This is a genomic window from Pseudoalteromonas sp. Of11M-6, assembly GCF_022347905.1.
Lineage (GTDB): Bacteria > Pseudomonadota > Gammaproteobacteria > Enterobacterales > Alteromonadaceae > Pseudoalteromonas.
Genome location: NZ_JAKRFW010000098.1, coordinates 1 through 3724 on the forward strand (window position 1 = coordinate 1; position 3724 = coordinate 3724).

Consider the following 3724-nt stretch of genomic DNA (forward strand, 5'->3'; position numbering starts at 1 on the left):
GAATAGTACAGCTCAGGATGTTGAGGTGCCGAGCTGTTTATTGCATGAGTTGTTTGAGCGTCAAGCAAAGAGCCAACCGGATGCGGTGGCGGTAGAAACCGCCAATGAAAGTATCAGCTATGGTCAGCTCAACCAACGTGCGGAAGCTGTCAGCCAGCATTTGTGCGCAAATTCAATATACCAAGTTGGGGATACCGTAGGCGTATATGTTGGGCGTTCGACAGATATGATGGTGGCAATACTGGCCATTTTAAAAGCGGGAGGTACGTACTTACCTTTAGAGCCCAGCTACCCAACTTCTCGAACTGAGTACATGTTGCAAGATTCGGAGGCGACTTGTGTACTTACCGACTCACCCCTTGAGTCTGATCTTAAGCATTTAGCCTTGGAACGTATTTGTGTTGCAAATGCTGTACAGACAGTCGTGGGAGAGGGTTGTAGTCAAAGTAGAGGAAAGTTAAGCGATACAGCTTATATTATCTATACCTCAGGTACGACAGGCAATCCAAAAGGAGTGGCTATTGCGCATCAAAGTGTGACTGAACTTGCGGTAGCCTTGAAAAAACGCTTACCTACAGGTGGAAATGCTCGTGTATTGCAGTTTTCAACCCCCTGTTTTGACGCTTCTGTTTTGGAGTGGGTGTGGGCATTGACGCAGGGCGCAAGTCTTCACATTTGTGGCGAGCAGGAAAGAGCAAACCCAGATCTTATGGCACGCTATCTCGTGCAGCAGAAAATTACGCATACATTACTAACTCCATCTTATCTTGCTCATCTACCATTTCGAGAGGATTATAACTTTGCAGCCTTGGCTGTAGGTGGAGAGGCTTGTGATGAGGAGCTAGGCTGGCGTTGGGCATGTCATTATCCAGTTTTTAATCTCTACGGCCCAACCGAAATCACCGTGTGCGCCAGTATTGCTGAAATTTATGAGAACGAACAGATCACTATTGGGCGGGCAATGCCAAATACTGAGCTATATATCTTGGATCAATCACAGCAGCTTTGCCCTTTTGGTGTTGCAGGAGAGTTGTACATTGGTGGTAATGGTGTAGCCAAAGGTTACATCAATAGAGCAGAGCTTACTGCTGAAAGGTTTGTAACATTGCCTAACTTAGCCCCTTGTAAACGTCTTTACCGGACTGGAGATTTAGTGCGTTACCTTGAAAGTGGTGAGCTTGAATATTTAGGCCGAGCTGACGAACAAATAAAAATTCGAGGATATCGCATTGAGCCTAGAGAGGTTGAACGTCAATTAGCGCTATTAGAGCAAGTTAACAAAGCGGTGATCAAGATAGATAAAGATGGTCAAGGTCACAATCGAATGCTTGCTTATATAGAGCCGATAACAACGGTGGGCCCTGATTTTGTTAGCCACATTAAGTCGCAATTACGCACTAACTTACCTGCTTTTATGGTGCCAGCAGCCATCATTACAGTTGAGCAATGGCCGTTACTTCCAAGCGGTAAAGTTAATAAGGCAGCTCTGAGCTATGAAATTGATAACGTGGAATCTGCGGTTAAAGCTCCCCGTGATGAGATTGAGCAAGCGCTAGCTGGTATTTGGCAACGTCTTTTGAGTATTCCCTACGAACAAATTAGTGTTGATGCTCACTTTATGGAGCTTGGAGGGCATTCATTACTTCTGATCCAATTACTGGCTGAAATCAACGACTTTTGGTCACTAGAATTAAGTTTAGCAGAGCTGATCGCTCATCCAGAGATCGCTACATTAGCTGAGAAAGTACGGCAACTTCTGACGATACGAGACCTTAACAGACAAGCCAGTTTAGCCACTGTGATAGAGGAAGGGACGTTGTAATTCGTCCCTCTTTCCCTAATGCGATGGGTTAAAGTTTGCCCAAATAATGATATTGTGTTAAATATTGGTTGTTTTAAATTAACATGTTAGTATCTAAGTGTTATTAAAGTTAATATTTTGTCCGGATTCCCCTTGTTGACAGAGTAGCCGCCAAAATAAGTGTGAAAACAGCTCATGTAGTGGAGGTTGTCTAAATTTTCTGCGCAGTCACACGTGCGTAAGACAGGCCTTATTTGATGCTCAATAATAAGAATGAAAGCCTATTAGGGAAAATAATCTATGAGTATCAGTCAGCTAGTTGCAAGTGCCACGTCTTCAGGTGTGTACCTATATACAGAAGGCGGGCAGCTGAAATATAAATTATCGGTTGCTTCATTTCCTGAAAATCTCAAGCAAGAAATACTGGCAAACAAACAAGAAATTATTCATTTTTTAACAAAGAATGAGATTAATCCTAAGTCAACTATATCTGCGCTGGCATCTCATGACGGTCATTTCCCTCTCTCTTTTGCTCAGCAGCGCCTGTGGTTTATCGATCGCTTTGAAGGGCAGAGTGCACAATACAACATACCTAAGGTGATTAAAGTCGCAGGTGATTTCTCGGTTGATATTGCAGAACGAGCCATTAAGAAATTGATTTGGCGGCATAAAGTATTACGAACCACTTACGGAGAGGTTGAAGGGGAACCCTTTCAGCAGATAAATCAAGAATTCAAATTTCAGATCAACCGCATTGATCTTTCTGCACTTGAGGCACAGTATCAACAACGTAAATTAGCTGAGTTGATCCGATATGATGCAGAAAAGAGTTTTGACTTGGCAACTGAGCTAATGCTACGGGTGAGTTATATTATAGCTGGCCCAGATAACCAAAATACTCTGTTATTTAATATGCATCACATCGCCTCTGACGGCTGGTCGATGAATATATTTGTACGTGAGTTTGTTGCTGAGTATCAAGCGCTGCAAATGGGACAAGAAACCAGACTTACTCCATTGGCTATCCAATATATTGACTTTGCTGTGTGGCAACGGCAGTGGCTAACAGAAAGTCGCTTAGCGGAGCAGTTACGTTACTGGCGACAGCAGTTATCAGGTGCTCCGTTATTGCATCGTTTACCTTTGGATTATCCTCGCCCAGAGCGCAAAGGTAATGAGGGGGCCAGAGTGTTCAGTCGCTATTCTACTGCGGCTATAGAGGCTTTTGCCATGCGCCATGGAATGACCCCCTTTATGGTTTTTCATGCAGCCCTGAGTATTGTACTTTGCCGTCACAGTAACCAATCAGAGTTTATTGTTGGGACTCCGTTTGCAAATAGACAAAACACAGCACTGGCACCGCTAATTGGCTTTTTTGTCAATACCCTAATTTTAAAGTCATCTATCAAACATGATACTGTCGCTGCATTTTTAACTCATATTCGTGATACCAATTTAGCCGCGCAAAGCTATCAAGACTTACCGTTTGAGCAGATTGTAGAGCATTGCCAAGTTGAGCGTAGCGTGCAGCATACTCCTATTTTCCAAGTGATGCTGAGTATGTTTCAGGGTGAGTCGTCAAGCAAGCCGAGCCTATCCCTTCAGGGAGTGGAGTTCGAGGAAGTCTTATCAGATAACATTACTACCAAGTATGACTTAGACATCAGCATTTCCCTGTCCGAATCTGGCTGCAAACTCACTTGGGTCTATGATACCGAGTTATTTAATGAAGAAACCATAACTCAATTTGATAGGCACTTCGGTAATGTTTTGGACAACCTTCTAACGCAACCTGTGGAGCTGCCCTTAGTAGAGTTGGAACTCTTAAGTGAGCGAGAGCGGTCTTATTTGCTCACGGAGTTGAATAGTACAGCTCAGGATGTTGAGGTGCCGAGCTGTTTATTGCATGAGTTGTTTGAGCGT

General features: G+C 43.7%; 2 protein-coding genes. Both read left to right on the forward strand.

Going from position 1 to position 3724, the window contains the following annotated elements; all coding sequences use genetic code 11:
* On the forward strand, positions 1 to 1822 hold a 1822-nt coding region (locus MHN32_RS23290), incomplete at its 5' end, for a non-ribosomal peptide synthetase (RefSeq protein WP_239422954.1).
* A gap of 279 nt (positions 1823 to 2101) precedes the next feature.
* Positions 2102 to 3724 (forward strand): condensation domain-containing protein (locus MHN32_RS23295; RefSeq protein WP_239422955.1); only part of this gene is annotated, 1623 nt, incomplete at its 3' end.